The sequence below is a fragment of the Labrys sp. WJW genome, assembly GCF_001676615.1.
In the GTDB taxonomy this organism is placed as follows: domain Bacteria; phylum Pseudomonadota; class Alphaproteobacteria; order Rhizobiales; family Labraceae; genus Labrys; species Labrys sedimenti.
Genome location: NZ_LYXZ01000018.1, coordinates 191,344 through 207,569 on the forward strand (window position 1 = coordinate 191,344; position 16,226 = coordinate 207,569).

Below are 16,226 nucleotides of genomic sequence, written 5' to 3' on the forward strand. Positions count from 1 at the left end.
GGGCAGCGATGCTGCCCGGGCCTTTTCATTTGTGTCGGATTCTATGGCCGAAGGCTCAGCCGCCGGAGAAGAAGGCGAAGCGGACCACGAACAGGACGGCGACCAGCCAGGTGGCCAGGTGCACCTGCTGCGGGCGGCCTGTGAGGGTCTTGAGGGCGCAATAGCTGATGAAGCCGAAGGCGAGGCCGTTGGCGATCGAATAGGTGAAGGGCATCATCAGCGCGGTCAGCGCGGCCGGAGCGGCCTCGGTGATGTCGTCCCACTCCACCTCGAGCAGTTCACGCATCATCAAGCAGGCCACATAGAGCAGGGCCGGCGCGGTGGCGTAGACCGGCACGGAGCCGGCGAGCGGCGAGAAGAACAGAGCGGCCAGGAACAGGATGGCGATGACGATGGCGGTGAGGCCGGTACGCCCGCCGGCCTGCACGCCGGACACGCTTTCGACATAGGCGGTTGTCGAGGAGGTGCCGAGCAGCGAGCCGGCGAGAATGGCCGAGCTGTCGGCGAGCAAAGCGCGGCCGAGGCGGTTGGGCTTGTCGGGCTGGATCAGGCCGGCGCGCTTGGCAACGCCGATCAGCGTACCGGTGGCATCGAATACCTCGACCAGCACGAACACCAGGATGACATGCACCAGGCCCGCATGCATGGCGCCGACGAGGTCGAGCTGCAGGAAGGTCGGCAGGATGGAGGGCGGCATGGAAATGACGCCGCCGAACTTGCTGACGCCGAGCGCGATCGAAAGCGCGGTGATGACGAGAATGCCGATCAGGATGGCGCCGCGCACCTTGAGCACGTCGAGGGCAGCGATGATGAAGAAGCCGAGGATCGCCAGCAGCGTGCCGGTCTCCTTGAGCGAGCCCAGGGTCACCAGCGTGGCGGGGCTGGCGACCACGATGCCCGAGCTCTTGAGCGCGATGATGCCGAGGAACAGGCCGATGCCGGCTGCGATGGCCGAGCGCATCGAGTGCGGAATGCCGGCAATCAGCCAGCTGCGCACGCCGGTCACGGTCAGGAGCAGGAAGATACAGCCGGAGATGAACACCGCGCCCAGCGCCTGCTGCCAGCTGAAGCCCATGGTGGCGACGACGGTGAAGGCAAAGAAGGCGTTCAGGCCCATGCCCGGCGCCATGCCGATCGGCCAGCGGGCGACCAGGCCCATGATCAGCGAGCCGAGGGCGGCTGCCAGGCAGGTCGCGACGAAGACCGCGTTGCGGTCCATGCCGGTGGTCGACAGGATCTCCGGATTGACGAAGATGATATAGGCCATGGTGAGGAAGGTGGTGATGCCGGCGATCACCTCCGTCCGCACCGAGGTGCCCTGTTCCTTCAGTTTGAAAAACGCGTCCAGCACGTCTCGCTTCCTCTCTTGCGGCACCCGCACGACCAAAGTCGCGCGCCTGACCCTTCCCGGTGAAGCGATTGCGGTCGCTACCCCGGGCTTGGCCTCTGCCGAGCGTTATGACTCCCCTTGCAGCACCTCCGGTTTCATCGCTCGGACGAAGCCAGGACGTACTGCATTTTCTCAATATTCAAGCAGATGATTGTGGGCAGGAAACACGTCCCAACCTCAAGGCATCTGCTCCAGCGGCCATATTTTGTCATCCCGGAAGGAATGACGGCCGCCGATCGTCTGACGCGGCAGGGTGCCAGCCTCAAACCATTCCAATCTCTGCTGCTTTGGCTCGTGGCACAAGGGGCCCGACGGCAGGCAGGGCTGGAAGGTCTTTCGCAAATATCTGTAAGAGGAAGAAGCCGCCGGATGGCGGAATGCTGGCCGTGCGGGACAGAAATTCCGGCACAAATACCGTCATCGACCTGCCGGTGGAAGGGCAAGGGCAGGCCGATATGGGGGTCTTTCGCCGTGTCTCGTCGACGAAAAACACGTAATTATGCCCTGTATACGGCGAACGTGCAGTTTCGACTAGTGACCCGAAGCATTGCCGGCCTGCTTTGTCCTTATTGTCCGATCATTACGGCAGGTTGAGTTCCGCCTGACAGCGGTTTATGTAAAGGCGCAACGCTGTTCGGGATGCTCGGTTGTGGACATCGAAAAAAACGCCGAACAACAGTTGACTAATTTTGTGGACTATTTATTTTTGTGTCATCGGCTTCCCAGGGAGTCGGTCGCGGGGATTTGAGCGAGCAGCTTGCGCCGCGTCATCAAACGCTAAAGCGCCACGGCTGATGTCGTGGGCTCCAGATAGGAAGTGACCCATGATCGTTATCAGCGGAATGGATATCGGAAAGCCAGACGGAAAGATGTGTTGCGGCTGCTGTTGTTGCTGAAGCCGGTCTGAACACATGCATTCCCTATCTTTCTGGAGCGCCACAGAGTGGCGGCTTTATCCATGTCCCATCCCTCCAATTCCGAATCCTATGTTATTGAGATCTCCGGTGCCGCGGTCGGCATCGTGGTGCGCGAACCGCAGGCGCGCCGTTTTGCGTTTCATGCCGCGAGCCGGCGCTTCAGCCGGTTCGACGGCATGACCTTCGTGGGTCCGCGTGATGCCGAACGTTATCTCTCAGGCCAGGTTGCCAGGCGCTTGCACTCCCTGCTGGAGGAGCTGGTCGCGTGAACGCACCCGTGAGAGTGGAAAGCCTGACCTTGCCTAACGAGGCCGAGGCGGGCGAGCCGATCGTACGCTTCGAGCGCGTGTCGCGTTCCTTTGCTGCGCGCAAGGGCAGTGCGGCCGTGTTCGCGCTCGACGATCTCAGCCTGGAGATTCCGCGCGGCGAGATCTTCGGCGTGATCGGGCGCAGCGGTGCCGGCAAGTCGACGCTGCTGCGGCTGATCAACGGGCTGGAGCGCCCGACCAATGGTCGCGTCGTCGTCGACGGCATCGAGGTCGATGCCCTCAGCGAAAGCGAGTTGCGGCCGGTGCGCCGTTCCATCGGCATGGTGTTCCAGCATTTCAACCTGCTGTCCTCGCGCACGGTCTTCGAGAATGTGGCGCTTCCCCTGGAAGTGGCCGGCATCGGCGCCGCCGAGATCCGGGACCGCGTCGAGCCGCTGCTCGACCTCGTCGGGCTTGCCGACAAGCGTAACCGCTATCCGGCTGAGCTGTCCGGCGGGCAGAAACAGCGCGTCGGTATCGCCCGCGCCTTGGCGACCCGGCCCAAGATCCTGCTCGGCGACGAGGTGACCTCGGCGCTCGACCCGGAGACGACGGCCTCCATCCTGGCCCTGCTGGCCGATATCAACCAGCGCCTCGGCGTCACCATCGTGCTGATCACCCACGAGATGTCGGTGATCAAGGAAATCTGCCACCGGGTTGCGGTGCTGGAGGCCGGCAAGCTGATCGAGACGGGGCGAGCCTTCGAGGTGCTGACCCAGCCGCGCCACGCCACGACCGCCAGCTTCGTGCGCGGCGTTACCGGCGTCGAACTGCCGGCCGATCTCGCCCGGCGCCTCTCTGAGCAGCCGAGCCCAGGCAGCCAGGCGGTGCTACGCATCACCTTTACCGGCTCGCATGCCACCGCGCCGGTGGTCAGCCGTCTCACCACCATTCTCGGCATCGACATCAACATCCTGGCCGGCCGCATCGACACGATCGGCGGCGAGCCTTTCGGGGCACTGCTGGTCTCCGTGCCCGGCGACGAGGCGACCCGGCTTGCCGTGGTCTCGGCGGTGGAACGGCTCAATCTGCAAGGGGAGGTGATCGGTTATGTCGCCTGAGATCCTCAAGGTCATTTGGGCCGCCACCGGCGATTCCCTGATCATGGTCGGCGTCTCCATCCTGTTCGGGACGATTTTAGGGCTGCCTCTCGGCATTTTCCTCGCCACCAGCCGGCGCGGCGAATTGCTGGCCGCTCCCAAGGTCAATGCGGTGCTCGGTGCGATCGTCAATGCCGTGCGCTCCGTGCCCTTCATCATCCTCATCGTCGCGATCATTCCGTTCACGCGGCTGCTGGTCGGCAGCTCGATCGGCCTGAAAGGCGTGATCGTGCCCTTGACCATTGCGGTGGCGCCCTTCATCGCCCGTATCGTCGAGAGCGCCATCCGTGAGGTCGACGCCGGGTTGATCGAGGCCGCGCGCTCCTTCGGCGCCACGCCGTTCCAGATCATCCGCAAGGTGCTGTTTCCCGAGGCACTGCCGGGGCTCGTGCTCGGTCTCACCCTCACCACGGTCAGCCTGATCGGCTATTCGGCCATGGCCGGCGTGGTCGGCGGCGGCGGGTTGGGCGACGTCGCCATCCGCTATGGCTATCAGCGCTTCATGCCCGAAGTGATGGGCGCTGTGGTCGTGATTCTCATCCTGCTCGTGCAGGGCGTGCAGTCGGCGGGCGATCTTGCCGCGCGGAAGCTCAACAAGCGCGTGCGACAGGACTGACACTATGACGTCTCGATGATGCCGAGGCATCGGGGACCTGAATACCTCGCAATTTATTAAGTGAACGCAATAAGTTGCGAGACGGAATCGGGAGTCATTGGCAATGCCTCCCGGCAGGATTCAATGTCTATCTAAAACAGGAAAGACTCTCATGTCCGCCTATACACTGACGCGCCGCCGCCTTGCCGGCGCTGCCCTTGCCCTGGTCTTCGCCCTGGCTCCCGCCGGCGCGGCCTTTGCCGCCGAGAAGCTCAAGCTCGGCGTGATGGGGGGCGACGAGGAGCGCATCTGGGAAGTGGCCAAGAAGGTCGCCGCCAAGGATGGCCTCGATATCGAGCTGGTTTCTTTCTCCGACTACGCCATTCCCAACGAGGCGCTGGAGAAGGGTGACCTCGACGCCAACGCCTTCCAGCACAAGCCGTATCTCGACAGCCAGATCGCCGCCCGCGGCTACAAGATCGTGCCGATCGGCTACACGCTGGTGCAGCCGATCGCCCTCTATTCGAAGAAGCTGAAGGCCTTTGCCGATCTGAAGGAAGGCGCCGTCATCGGCATTCCCAACGATCCGTCCAATGGCGGCCGGGCCCTCAAGCTCCTGGAAGCCAATGGTCTGATCAAGCTGAAGACCGCCGAAGGCCAGGTGCCGAGCGTGCTCGACGTCACCGACAATCCCAAGAAGGTCGAGTTCAAGGAAATCGAGGCCTCGCAGCTCGCCAACCTGCTGCCCGATCTCGATGCCGCGGTGATCAACACCAATTATGCGCTCGGCGCCGGCCTGACCCCGGCCAAGGATGCGCTGATCCAGGAAAGCCGCACCAACAATCCCTATGGCAATTTCATCGCCGTGCGCGAGGCCGACAAGGACAAGCCGATCTTCAAGAAGCTGGTCGCCTCCTACCAGAATCAGGAAGTGGCGGATTTCATCAACGCCAATTTCAAGGGCGCGATCCAGCCGGCCTGGTAGGGTGCGATTGGTCGAATGCATGTCGCTGCCCAGTGCAGCGGCGTGCCTGACCAAGAACGATGAATGCGCTGGCCTTTGTCATGCCCGGGCTTGACCCGGGCATCCACGAGGCCGGCGGTAGAAGAACTGCGCTAAAGCCTGGGTTGCCGGGGCAGGCCGGCGATGACAAAGCGCGGCCCCTGCTGACCGTGTCGGCTGTCGGAGCGTTGCCCTGATCATCGCGAAGGGAAGCCCTTCGCAATTTTTTTGCCTCTAAATTCTATAAAATCTATAGACATAAGATTTTTGCTGTTGCACCATCCACCCACAACGCGCCGCTGGGTGCACCAAGAAAGGGGAGGCGAGGCCTCCGCTGCTTCTTTCAGATGACGGATACGAACATGAATATCGCTGTGAAGCTGCCGCCGGTTACGGGGCCGAATCTGCGCGACGCCATGCGGTTGGTTGCCGGTGGCGTCAGCGTGATCACCGCGGGTGAGGGGGACGAGCGTACCGGCCTCACGGCAACCTCGGCCGTGTCGCTGTCGGTCGATCCGCCGACCATGATCATCTGCGTCAATCGCGACGCTTCGGCTTGGCCGGTCATCCGCCGCTACGGGCACTATTGCGTGAACATCCTGGCCGACCATCAGCGCCATGTCGCCGATCGCTTTGCGGGGCGGGGCGGCATCAAGGGGGTGGCCCGCTACGAGAACGCCGACTGGAACCGCCTGTTCACTGGCGCCCTGGCACTGGAGGGAGCGCTCGCCTCCGTCGATTGTGAGGTCGAGGAATTCGTCGACCGTCATAGCCATTCCATCATCATCGGCGCTGTTCGCGGCATCCGCACCGCCGATGGCAGGCCGCTCGTCTACGCCCAGGGCGGCTACGGCGGCTTCCACCCTGCCTGATTGAAAAAGACCGGGATCATCATGACCATTTCCGTTGCGCCGCCGCTGACTTCCGCGCCGCCCCAGTTCGACCTCGAGCCCCAGGCCCATGTCATCGCCTCCGATGCCGAGGCGATCGAAATTGCCAAGACCCTGGCGGCGGAATTCGCAGCCGAGGCGGCGTTGCGCGATCGCGAACGGCTCCTGCCGGCCGCCGAACTCGACCGTTTCTCCAAGAGCGGCCTCTGGGGCATAACCATTCCCAAGGCCTATGGCGGCGCCGGCGTCTCCTGGGTGACGCTGACGGAGGTGATCAAGCTGATCTCGGCCGCCGATCCTTCCATCGGCCAGATCCCCCAGAACCACCTTGCCGCCGTCGACGTGATCAGGGCCACCGCTTCGGAGGAGCAGAAGAAATTGTGGTTCGGCCGCGTGCTCTCGGGCTACCGGCTCGGCAACGCCTTCTCCGAGGCCAAGTCCAGGCATGTCGGCGCCTTCGAAACCACGCTGACTCCCGATGGTGATGGCTACCGCGTCAAGGGCGAGAAGTTCTATGCGACCGGGGCGCTGTTCGCCCATTACATCCATATCGGCGCCGTCGATCCGGCCGGCAAGGTGAACCTCGCCATCGTGCCACGCGACGCCGAGGGGCTTGAAATCATCGACAACTGGTCGAGCTTCGGCCAGCGCACCACGGCGAGCGGCAATGTCCGCATCGAAAATGTGCGGGTCGGGCCCGAGGGTGTGATCCCGGCCTATCTCGGCGGCGAGAACCCTTCGACCAACGGAGCGGTCTCCCAGATCATCCAGGCGGCCGTTGATGCCGGTATCGCGCGTGGTACCATCGAGGAGACCATCAAGTTCGTGCGCAACAATGTCCGGCCGTGGATCGATAGCGGCCAGGAGCACGGCTATGAGGATGTCTTCACCATCGCCCAGATCGGCGATCTCAAGATCAAGCTGCATGCCGCCGAGGCCCTGCTCGAGAAGGCCGCGCGGGCCGTTGATGCGATCGTGGAGCATCCGACCGATGAGGGCGTGACGGCGGCCGCCGTCGCGGTTGCCGAGGCCAAGGTGCTGACCACGGAGATCGCCATCCTGGCCACCAACAAGCTGCATGAACTGGGCGGCACGCGTTCGACCCTCGGCCAGTACAATCTGGACCGGCATTGGCGCAATGCCCGCACCCACACGCTGCATGATCCGGTGCGCTGGAAATTCTTCCATGTCGGCAATCACGCCCTGAACGGGGTGAGCCCGCCGCGCCATCCCTGGAGTTGATTTCTCCGGGTGCGCGGGCGTCTCGCCCGCTCTTCCTTGCCGCCAATGTTGAGTTTCCAAGTTGCGGGCGAGACGCCCGCGCACCCGGAATTAGGACTAAATCATGCCCACCGCCGTCGCCCTGACCGCCGATACCCCGCCTGAGCGCCTGGTTGCGTTCAAGGCACCACCCCTGCGGGCCGGCAAGGCCCATATCATCAAGGATGACGCCGAGGCGCTTGCCGCCGCACGCAAGGTCGCTGCCCGCATCGCCGAGACCGCGATCGAGCGCGACCGCGAGCGACGCCTGCCCTATGAGGAACTCGACTGGCTGTCTGATGCCGGCCTGCTCGCCATCACCGTGCCCAGGGCCTATGGCGGGGCCGAGGTCTCGTCGGGCACGCTGGCCGAGGTGATTGCGCTGCTCTCGGCGGCGGATGGCTCGATCGGGCAGATTCCGCAGAACCATTTCTTCATCTTGCACGCCCTGGGCCTGGAAGGCAGCGAGGAGCAGAAGCGCTTCTTCTACGGCCGCATCCTGGCTGGAGAGCGCATCGGCAACGCCCTGTCCGAGATCGGCACCAAGACCGCTCAGGACCATAACACCCGCCTCAGCAAGGACGGGCCGGTGCTGCGCCTCAACGGCCGCAAATTCTATTGCACCGGTGCCCTGTTCGCCCATTGGGTGGCCGTGGTCGCCAATGACGACGAGGCCCGATCGACCATCTCCTTCGTGCCGCGGCAGACGCCGGGGCTCGAGGTCATCGACGACTGGGCCGGTTTCGGCCAGCGGGTCACCGGCTCGGGCACGACCACGCTCGACAATGTCGAGGTGCATCCCTTCTCGGTGATCTCGCTGAAGGCCGTGTTCGATCGGCCGACCTCGATGGGACCGGTGGCGCAGATCATGCATGCGGCCGTCGAAGCCGGCATCGCGCGGGCCGCGCTAGCCGAGACGCTGAGCTTCGTCAAGAAGCATGCCCGTCCCTGGAAGGACAGCGGCCTCGATCACGGCTATGAGGATCCCTATACGATCGCCGGCATCGGCGAGGTGAAGATCCGCGTGGCTGCCTCCGATGCACTGCTGGAGCGGGCAGGGCGCTTTTCCGACATCGCCGTCGCCGATCCCACGGTGGAGACGGTCGCGGCTGCTTCGGTGGCCGTTGCCGAGGCCAAGGTTGCCTCCACCGAGGCTTCGCTGCTCGCCGGCAGCAAGCTGATCGAATTCGCCGGTTCGCGCGCCACCCAGGCCCAGTTCGGTTTCGACCGCTTCTGGCGCAACGCCCGTACCCACACCGTGCACGATCCCGTGCGCTGGAAATATCGCGCCATCGGCGACTACTGGCTCAACGGCATCAATCCGCCGCGCCACGGTGCCATCTAAACAAGTATACGACCAGAGACTTTACCATGCCCTATGATCTCGACCTGCCCCCGCCCGCCCAGGAAACCGATGTGCTCTGGTTCCTGCCGACCCATGGCGACGGGCGCTATCTCGGCAGCGAGCAGGGGGCCCGGCATGTCTCGCTCGGCTACCTCTCGCAGATTGCCAAGGCCGCCGACGACCTCGGCTATTTCGGGGTTCTGCTGCCTACCGGCCGTTCCTGCGAGGATAGCTGGGTCATCGCCTCGGCCATGGTGCCGCTGACCAAGCGCTTGCGTTTCCTCGTCGCGATCCGTCCCGGGCTGACCACGCCGGCCTTCGCGGCACGCTCGGCGGCGACCCTCGACCGGCTGTCGGACGGGCGGCTGCTCATCAATGTCGTTACCGGTGGCGATCCCGTCGAGCTGAAGGGCGATGGCGTCTTCCTCGACCACAAGGAGCGCTACGAGGTCACCGACGAATTCCTCGATATCTGGCGCGACCTCCTGCAGGGCGGCAAGATCACCCGCGAGGGCAAGCATCTGCGCATCGAGGACGGCGTGCTGCTCTATCCTCCCGTAAGCCAGCCCTATCCGCCGCTTTATTTCGGCGGCTCGTCGGAGGCGGGCAATGAGGTCGCCGGCAAGCATGTCGACGTCTACCTGACCTGGGGCGAACCGCCCCAGCAGGTCGCCGAGAAGATCGCCAATGCCAAGGCGGTCGCCGCCAAATACGGCCGCACGCTCTCCTTCGGCATTCGCCTGCACGTGATCGTGCGAGAGACTTCGGCCGAAGCCTGGCAGGCGGCGGATGCCTTGATCTCCAAGCTCGACGACGAAACCATCGCCACGGCCCAGAAGGTGTTCGCGCGCATGGATTCGGTGGGACAGAGCCGCATGCGGGCCTTGCATGGCGGTTCGCGCGACAAGCTCGAGATCAGCCCCAATCTGTGGGCTGGCGTCGGCCTGGTGCGCGGCGGGGCGGGCACCGCCCTGGTCGGTAACCCGGACGAGGTGGCCGAGCGCATGAAGGAATATATGGCGCTCGGCATCGACCGCTTCATCCTCTCCGGCTATCCGCATCTGGAGGAGTGCTATCGCTTCGCCGAACTGGTCTTCCCCAAGCTCCCCCTGAAGAAGACCACCGGCAATGATCTGGGGCCTGCCCGCAATGCCGGCCCCTTCGGCGAGGTCATCGCCAATGTCGTGGCGCCGTCCCATCGCAAGACGGCGGCGGGGTGAGGTTTTTTACCCTCCCCTGGGGGGGAAGGTCGACACGCAGTGTCGGGGTGGGGTGAGAACTCTACCCGTGCTAGGTTTCCACCCCACCCCGGCCTTTCAGGCCGACCCCAGACCATTCCAAGGGGAATGGTCGACCCCTCCAGGGGAGGGTAAAGAAGCTGAGTGATGTCCAAACCCATCCGCTTCAACGCCTTCGAGATGAATTGCGTGGCGCACCAGTCCCCGGGACTGTGGCGCCATCCCCGGGATCGTTCGCGATCCTATAACCGGCTCGATTATTGGCTCGATCTCGCCCGGATCCTGGAGCGAGGCCTGTTCGACGGGCTGTTCCTGGCCGATGTCCTGGGCGTCTATGACGTCTATGGCGGCAATGGCGAGGCGGCCCTGCAGCATGCCACGCAGGTCCCGGTGAACGATCCCCTGCTGCTCGTGCCGGCCATGGCTGCGGTGACGCGGCACCTTGGTTTCGGCGTCACCGTCAATCTGAGCTACGAGCCGCCCTATGGCTTCGCGCGCCGCATGTCGACGCTGGACCATTTGACGGAAGGGCGTATCGGCTGGAACATCGTCACTGGCTATCTCGACAGCGCGGCCCGCGGGGCCGGCAAGGACAAGCAGACGGCGCATGACGATCGCTATGCCATCGCCGAGGACTATATGGCGGCAGTCTACAAGCTCTGGGAGGGAAGTTGGGCCGATGATGCCGTGGTCGCCGATGCTGAGGCCGGCGTCTTTACCGTTCCCGAGCGGGTCCGTAAGATCCAGCATGACGGCCCGCATTTCCGCATCGACGCCGTGCATCTGAGCGAACCCTCGCCGCAGCGCACGCCGGTGCTCTACCAGGCCGGGACTTCGCCGGCGGGGCTCGGCTTCGCAGCGCGGCATGCCGAATGCGTCTTCATATCCGGGCCGAGCCGCAAGGTGATTGCCGGCCGGGTGGCGGCGATCCGGCAGGCGGCTGCGCGCGTTGGACGCAACCCTGCGGATATCCTGATCTTCACACTGCTGACGGTGATCGTGGCACCCACGGATGAGGAAGCGGCGGCCAAGCTCGCCGATTATCGCAACTATGCCGATCATGAAGGGGCCTTGACCTTGATGTCCGGCTGGACGGGCGTGGATTTCTCCCGGCTCGATCCCGATGCGATCGTGGAGCATGTCGAGAACGAGGCCGGGCGCTCGGCGCTCGAGAACATCACCCGAGCCGACCCCGATCGCCGCTGGACGGTGCGCGAAGTCGCCGAACATGTGGCGATCGGCGGCATCGGCCCGGTCGTGGTGGGTTCACCCGCCAGGGTTGCCGATGAGCTGGAGGCCTGGGTCGATGAAACGGGGATCGACGGCTTCAACCTCGCCTTCGCGGTGCGCCCGGAGACCTTCGGCGATGTCGCCGATCTGCTGGTCCCGGAACTGCAACGGCGGGGGCGCTACAAGACAGCCTATGCCGAAGGAACCTTGCGCGAGAAGTTGTTCGGCGCGTCGCCACGTCTGCCCCACAAGCATGCCGCATCGAATTATCGCCATAGCGTTTTGGGATTGGGCGAGGGCATGCCAAGTCGCAAAGACGCGTCCAAAGAGGGAAGCGGAGCAAAGAAGGTTCCCGCTTGAACACGCTTTGCTCAAGTTTCGGCAGGCTTTGGAGACGGCATGAGTAGCAAATCAGCCCTTTTACGATTACCAGAGGGCTGAAGGGGAATTCCGAATCGCAGTCCGGGGGCCGCATGCTGACGAAAAAGGGCAAATATGGCCTCAAGGCAATGGTGCATCTGGCCGGCGCCGAGCCGGGCAAACCGTGCCTGGTTTCCGATATCGCCGAACAGAACGGCATTCCCAAGAAGTTCCTGGATACGATCCTTGGCGAGCTGAAGAATGCCGGCTTCCTGCATTCGAAGAAAGGCAAGGGCGGTGGCTATGTCCTCGGACGGCCGGCGAGCGAGATCCGTGTCGGCCATATCGTGCGCGTGCTCGACGGACCGCTCGCGCCCATTCCTTGCGCCAGCCGTACCGCCTATCAGCGCTGTGATGATTGTTCCGACGAGAACCAGTGCGCCGTGCGCCTGATGATGCTGGAAGTGCGCCAGGCGATTTCCACCGTGCTCGACAACCGCACCCTTGCCGAGATGCGGGCGCTGGCCGATCTCGACGACCTGACCCTGATGTATCACATCTGACTGCCGGCATCGGCAACAGGCGAGTTCGCGCGATTGAATGATCGGGACAGCTTGTCGGCTGCACGTGTTTGATCTATCAAATTGGTAGATTAATTGAAGCGTGCAGCATGTCGACCAGCCCTTCCGTCTCCTCCAGGCATATCGTCGTCATCGGAGGCGGAGCGAGCGGGGTTTTGATGACGGCCCATCTCCTGCGTCATCACCATCCCGAACTTCGCGTGACGTTGGTGGAGAAGAGCCGGGAGCTTGGCGCCGGCATCGCCTATGGCACGAGCCATCCCGATCATCTCCTGAACGTACGCGCTGCCAATATGAGCGCCTATCCTGACGATCCCGACCATTTCTGGCGCTGGGTCGGCGAGCATAGCAGCAGCCATTGTCCGGATGCGCAGTCCTTCGCGCCGCGGCGCCTCTATCGCGACTATCTTGCAGATCTGCTGTCGCCGCATCTCGTGCAGCGGCCGGGCAGCCGGCGCCTGGCCATCGTGCAGGACGAGGCGGTCGGCATCGCGGAAGTAGATAGGGGCGTCATTGTTGACCTCAGCAGCGGCGGTCGAGTGAAGGCCGACATCGCCATTCTCGCGACTGGCAATGAAGGCCCCAAGCTGCCGCCCGCCTCCTGGCGGTTCGATGGCTGGTTCGACGCAGGGCCGGCCGCCTTTTCCCCCGATGCCGATGTCGTCATCGTCGGAACCGGCCTCACCATGGCCGACCGGGTCCTGTCGCTGCTGCATGCCGGACACCGTGGCCGGATCACCGCCATTTCCAGGCGCGGCCTCAGCCCGCAAGCCCATCGGCCGGTCCAGCCACTACGCCTCGATGCCGCCGACATTCCCTATGGCACTGGGATCGTCTACCTCACGCGCTGGCTGCGCCGGCTCGTGGCCGAGCACCGGCGATCAGGCGGGGATTGGCGTGCCATTGTCGATGGTTTGCGGCCCTATACGCAGCCTCTATGGCGCAGCCTGTCCCAGGAGGCACGCCGGCGCTTCCTGCGCCATGCCCGGGCCTGGTGGGACATCCATCGCCACCGCATGGCCCCGGATGCTGCTGCGCGCATCGAGGCGGCGCGCCGGACGGGCCAACTTGCCATCGTGGCGGGCCGGGTTATCGGGTTCGATCCGCAGGGGAGCCGCGTGGCCGTACGCTACATCGCCCGCACCGGTGCGACCGAGAGACGGATCGATGCCGATGCCGTCTTCGAATGCCGCGGCCGCGCTGCCGACGTCACCGCCACCGAAAATCCGGTTCTGCGCCAGTTGCTGGCTGATGGCAGGGTGCGGCCCGACAGTCTCGGCCTCGGGCTGGATGTCGGATTGGATTGTCGTGTCCTGCGCGCGGATGGCGCGCCGTCGGATCGACTTTATGCCGTCGGCCCGATCACCTCGGGCACGTTCTGGGAGATCGTGGCCGTGCCTGATATCCGCCAGCAGGTCGCCAAGCTGGCGGGCAATCTGCTGGGGGCAGCTGCTTAAAAATCGAAGGCTTATCGCGCCTTCTTCGGCGGGGAAGTAAGGCAACCGCGTGGTTTGAGACACGCAGGCTGCCTAGACGGTCAGGATCGCCTTGATCACGCCGGCCTCCGGCCTGGACCATTCCGGTATCAGGCCCGGCGCATCGTCCAGGCTACCTTCATGGCTCGCGAGCGCGCGCAAGGGCACCTTGCCGTCCCGCATCGCCTGCAGCACGGTCTCGAAATCCTGCCGGACGGCATTGCGGCTGGCATAGAGCGTGGTCTCGCGCTTGTGGAATTCGGGATCGTTGAAGGCGATGTCCGCGCGCACCAGCGACAGCAGCACATAGGCGCCGCCATGGCCGACGAGGTCGAAGCCCTTCTGCATGGCGCCGGGGCTGCCGGTGGCATCGACGACGCAGTCGAAGAAGTCGCCACCCGTCGCTTGGCCCAGGCGCTCCCGGATGTCGGCCGAAGCCTCGAAGACGGCATCCGCCCCCAACTCGTCCGCGCAGAAGGCGAGGCGGCGGGGATTCATGTCGACGACGCTGACATGGGCGCCCGCCACCCTGGAGAAGACGGCGGCCGCGATGCCGATGGGACCGGCGCCGACGATGGCCACCCGCTGTCCCGGCCCGATGCCGCCGCGCGCCACGCCATGGGCGCCGATGGCCAGGAATTCGACCATGGCGGCCTGTCCAGCCGTCAGGCCGTCGGCCGGAATGACGTTGGCTTCGGGCACCGCGATATAGTCGCAGGCGCCGCCGTCGCGATGCACGCCGAGGACTTCCAGCTGCTGGCAGCAATTCGTCTTGCCCATCCGGCAGGCGCGGCAATGGCCGCAATAGATCGTCGGCATGATCGAGACGATCTGGCCGGCGCGCAGGGACGACCCCGTCGGCACACTGACGATCTCGGCGCCAAGCTCATGCCCGATGACTCGGGGATAGCTCAGATAAGGCTGGTTGCCGTGGAAGATGTGATAGTCGGTGCCGCAGACGCCGACATGGCGAATGCGCACCAGCACCTCGTTCCCGGCGGCGTGCGGCTCGTCGCGCTGGATGATGCTCAGCTTGCCGGGTTCGTCGCAGCTCAGGGCTCTCATTTCTGCCTCCAGGATTGGGCGGCATTCAGGACGCCTTGGGTGGCGATCGCCCGATAGGCCGCCTGCAGATCGTCGACAAAGGCCGCATTGCGCGGCAGGTCCTCGCCGAAAACGGCGGAAAGGCCGAGAAAAGCCTCGACCACCGCCTGTGGCGCGGCGTTGTGCTGGTCGGGCTGGCCGGTCCAGGCTTCGAAGGTCGGGTCGTTGAGGGGAAGGGCACGGCCCTGGTCGTCGCTGCCGCCGCAGGACCGGATCCAGGCGGCGACGGCGAAGACGAGCGGGCCGCAAGGCAGCCCCTTGGCGAGGCAATCGCGCAGGGGCGACAGAATGCGCTGCGGCAGCTTCTGCGAAGCGTCGGAGGCGATCTGTGCGGTGCGGTGATGCAGCGAGGTGTTCTCGTAGCGGCCGAGAAGCTGCCTCGTATAGGCGAAGGCGCGGTCGGCGGGGATGGCCAGCGTCGGGATCGCGCATTGCCAATAGCGCTCGATCAGGCCGCGGATGACAGGATCGGCGATCGCCTGGGCCACGAAGTCATGGCCGGCCAGCCGTCCAACCGCGGCGATGGTGGAATGGGTGCCGTTGAGCAGGCGCAGCTTCATATGTTCGAAGGGCTCGACGTCGCCGGTGAACTCGACCCCGCTTTCCTCCAGCCGCGGCCGTCCGGCGGCGAAGCGATCCTCGATGACCCATTGGCTGAACGGCTCGCCCAGCACTGGCCAGGCATCTTCGAGGCCGAGCGAAGACGAAATGGCCGCGCGGTCGGTGTCGGTCGTCGCCGGCACGATACGGTCGACCATGGAGGACGGGCAGGGGATCTCGCCGGCGATATAGGCGGCCAGGTCCTTGTCCCGCAGCGCGGCGAATTCACCGAGCACGCGCTTCAGCGTGCGCCCGTTTTGCGGAAGGTTGTCGCAGGACAGGACGGTGAAGGGGCGGCTGCCATCGCGGCGGCGACGCGCGATCGCCTCAACCAGGAAACCGAGGGCCGAGCGGGGCACCTGCGGATTGGCGAGGTCATGCACGATGTCGGGATGGTCCGGCCTCAGCCCGCCGCTGCCGAGATCGACCGCATAGCCCTTTTCGGTGATCGTCAGCGTGACGATCCGGATGGCCGGATCTGTAAGCTGGTCCAAGAGAAAGCCGGGATTTTCCGGCGCGACGGCGACTCCGAGCACCGAGCCGATCACGCGCAACTCCTCGCGGCCGCTGTCGCGGATGGCAAGCGTATACAGGCCGTCCTGGGGGGCGAGGGCATCGCGCGTCTCTCTGCCGCGCAGCGAACTGCCGAGGATGGCCCAATCCGTCTCGCCGCGTGCCAGGCAGTCGTCGATGGCGACGGCCTGGTGCGCCCGATGGAAGGCGCCCGTGCCCAGATGCACGATGCCGGGCCGGATGGCCGCCCGATCATAACGCGGCGTGGCGATGCCCGGCTGGAGATGGGCGAGGGTGCTGGTACCGAGACGCATCGG

General features: G+C 64.8%; 14 protein-coding genes. 11 read left to right on the forward strand and 3 right to left on the reverse strand.

Going from position 1 to position 16,226, the window contains the following annotated elements; translation table 11 throughout:
• Window positions 1–55: 55 nt before the first annotated feature.
• On the reverse strand, window positions 56–1,351 hold the full coding sequence (locus BA190_RS12880) for an NCS2 family permease (protein ID WP_068287350.1): 1,296 nt from the start codon (window positions 1,349–1,351) through the stop codon (window positions 56–58).
• A gap of 997 nt (window positions 1,352–2,348) precedes the next feature.
• Here BA190_RS12880 and BA190_RS12885 point away from each other — a divergent pair.
• The 11 genes from BA190_RS12885 to BA190_RS12935 all read left to right on the forward strand — a co-directional run bounded on the left by BA190_RS12885 (window position 2,349) and on the right by BA190_RS12935 (window position 13,674).
• Window positions 2,349–2,576 (forward strand): hypothetical protein, encoded by a 228-nt coding sequence (locus BA190_RS12885; protein WP_068287353.1) that lies wholly within the window; start codon window positions 2,349–2,351, stop codon window positions 2,574–2,576.
• Entirely contained in the window at window positions 2,573–3,676 is a 1,104-nt protein-coding gene (locus tag BA190_RS12890; protein ID WP_082979694.1) for a methionine ABC transporter ATP-binding protein, read from the forward strand. The genes BA190_RS12885 and BA190_RS12890 overlap by 4 nt, the downstream gene beginning before the upstream one ends.
• Window positions 3,666–4,331 (forward strand): methionine ABC transporter permease, encoded by a 666-nt coding sequence (locus tag BA190_RS12895; protein ID WP_068287355.1) that lies wholly within the window; start codon window positions 3,666–3,668, stop codon window positions 4,329–4,331. The genes BA190_RS12890 and BA190_RS12895 overlap by 11 nt, the downstream gene beginning before the upstream one ends.
• Window positions 4,332–4,482: 151 nt before the next feature.
• Entirely contained in the window at window positions 4,483–5,295 is an 813-nt protein-coding gene (locus tag BA190_RS12900) for a MetQ/NlpA family ABC transporter substrate-binding protein (protein ID WP_068287357.1), read from the forward strand.
• Between the two features lie 380 nt (window positions 5,296–5,675).
• Complete coding sequence (locus BA190_RS12905) at window positions 5,676–6,185, forward strand: flavin reductase family protein (RefSeq protein ID WP_082979713.1); 510 nt, start codon at window positions 5,676–5,678, stop codon at window positions 6,183–6,185.
• 21 nt (window positions 6,186–6,206) lie between these two features.
• Window positions 6,207–7,445 (forward strand): SfnB family sulfur acquisition oxidoreductase, encoded by a 1,239-nt coding sequence (locus tag BA190_RS12910; RefSeq protein WP_068287363.1) that lies wholly within the window; start codon window positions 6,207–6,209, stop codon window positions 7,443–7,445.
• Between the two features lie 103 nt (window positions 7,446–7,548).
• On the forward strand, window positions 7,549–8,808 hold the full coding sequence (locus tag BA190_RS12915; RefSeq protein WP_068287366.1) for an SfnB family sulfur acquisition oxidoreductase: 1,260 nt from the start codon (window positions 7,549–7,551) through the stop codon (window positions 8,806–8,808).
• A gap of 26 nt (window positions 8,809–8,834) precedes the next feature.
• Window positions 8,835–10,028, forward strand: coding sequence for an FMNH2-dependent alkanesulfonate monooxygenase (gene ssuD, locus BA190_RS12920; protein WP_068287369.1), 1,194 nt, complete (start codon window positions 8,835–8,837; stop codon window positions 10,026–10,028).
• A gap of 165 nt (window positions 10,029–10,193) precedes the next feature.
• Window positions 10,194–11,636, forward strand: coding sequence for an LLM class flavin-dependent oxidoreductase (locus tag BA190_RS12925; protein WP_082979696.1), 1,443 nt, complete (start codon window positions 10,194–10,196; stop codon window positions 11,634–11,636).
• A 113-nt stretch (window positions 11,637–11,749) separates the two neighbouring features.
• A complete protein-coding gene (locus tag BA190_RS12930; protein ID WP_068287374.1) occupies window positions 11,750–12,199 on the forward strand; it encodes an Rrf2 family transcriptional regulator in 450 nt (149 codons plus the stop codon).
• Between the two features lie 107 nt (window positions 12,200–12,306).
• Window positions 12,307–13,674, forward strand: coding sequence for an FAD/NAD(P)-binding protein (locus BA190_RS12935; RefSeq protein WP_068287377.1), 1,368 nt, complete (start codon window positions 12,307–12,309; stop codon window positions 13,672–13,674).
• Between the two features lie 72 nt (window positions 13,675–13,746).
• Here BA190_RS12935 and BA190_RS12940 read toward each other — a convergent pair whose 3' ends face one another.
• Window positions 13,747–14,757, reverse strand: a complete 1,011-nt coding sequence (locus BA190_RS12940) for a zinc-binding alcohol dehydrogenase family protein (protein ID WP_068287379.1) — start codon at window positions 14,755–14,757, stop codon at window positions 13,747–13,749.
• Window positions 14,754–16,223: a mannitol dehydrogenase family protein gene (locus BA190_RS12945; protein ID WP_068287381.1), complete on the reverse strand. Its 1,470-nt coding sequence runs from the start codon at window positions 16,221–16,223 to the stop codon at window positions 14,754–14,756. Before BA190_RS12945 ends, BA190_RS12940 begins: the two co-directional genes overlap by 4 nt.
• Window positions 16,224–16,226: the final 3 nt, after the last annotated feature.

What these genes read in the sequence shown, in the direction of transcription:
- BA190_RS12905 (WP_082979713.1), top strand. Translation starts at nt 5,676, where the DNA reads ATGAATATCGCTGTGAAGCTGCCGCCGGTTACGGGGCCGAATCTGCGC.
- BA190_RS12940 (WP_068287379.1), bottom strand. Translation starts at nt 14,757, where the DNA reads ATGAGAGCCCTGAGCTGCGACGAACCCGGCAAGCTGAGCATCATCCAG.
- BA190_RS12910 (WP_068287363.1), top strand. Translation starts at nt 6,207, where the DNA reads ATGACCATTTCCGTTGCGCCGCCGCTGACTTCCGCGCCGCCCCAGTTC.
- BA190_RS12945 (WP_068287381.1), bottom strand. Translation starts at nt 16,223, where the DNA reads ATGCGTCTCGGTACCAGCACCCTCGCCCATCTCCAGCCGGGCATCGCC.
- BA190_RS12915 (WP_068287366.1), top strand. Translation starts at nt 7,549, where the DNA reads ATGCCCACCGCCGTCGCCCTGACCGCCGATACCCCGCCTGAGCGCCTG.
- BA190_RS12885 (WP_068287353.1), top strand. Translation starts at nt 2,349, where the DNA reads ATGTCCCATCCCTCCAATTCCGAATCCTATGTTATTGAGATCTCCGGT.
- BA190_RS12900 (WP_068287357.1), top strand. Translation starts at nt 4,483, where the DNA reads ATGTCCGCCTATACACTGACGCGCCGCCGCCTTGCCGGCGCTGCCCTT.
- BA190_RS12895 (WP_068287355.1), top strand. Translation starts at nt 3,666, where the DNA reads ATGTCGCCTGAGATCCTCAAGGTCATTTGGGCCGCCACCGGCGATTCC.
- BA190_RS12935 (WP_068287377.1), top strand. Translation starts at nt 12,307, where the DNA reads ATGTCGACCAGCCCTTCCGTCTCCTCCAGGCATATCGTCGTCATCGGA.
- BA190_RS12925 (WP_082979696.1), top strand. Translation starts at nt 10,194, where the DNA reads ATGTCCAAACCCATCCGCTTCAACGCCTTCGAGATGAATTGCGTGGCG.
- BA190_RS12930 (WP_068287374.1), top strand. Translation starts at nt 11,750, where the DNA reads ATGCTGACGAAAAAGGGCAAATATGGCCTCAAGGCAATGGTGCATCTG.
- ssuD (WP_068287369.1), top strand. Translation starts at nt 8,835, where the DNA reads ATGCCCTATGATCTCGACCTGCCCCCGCCCGCCCAGGAAACCGATGTG.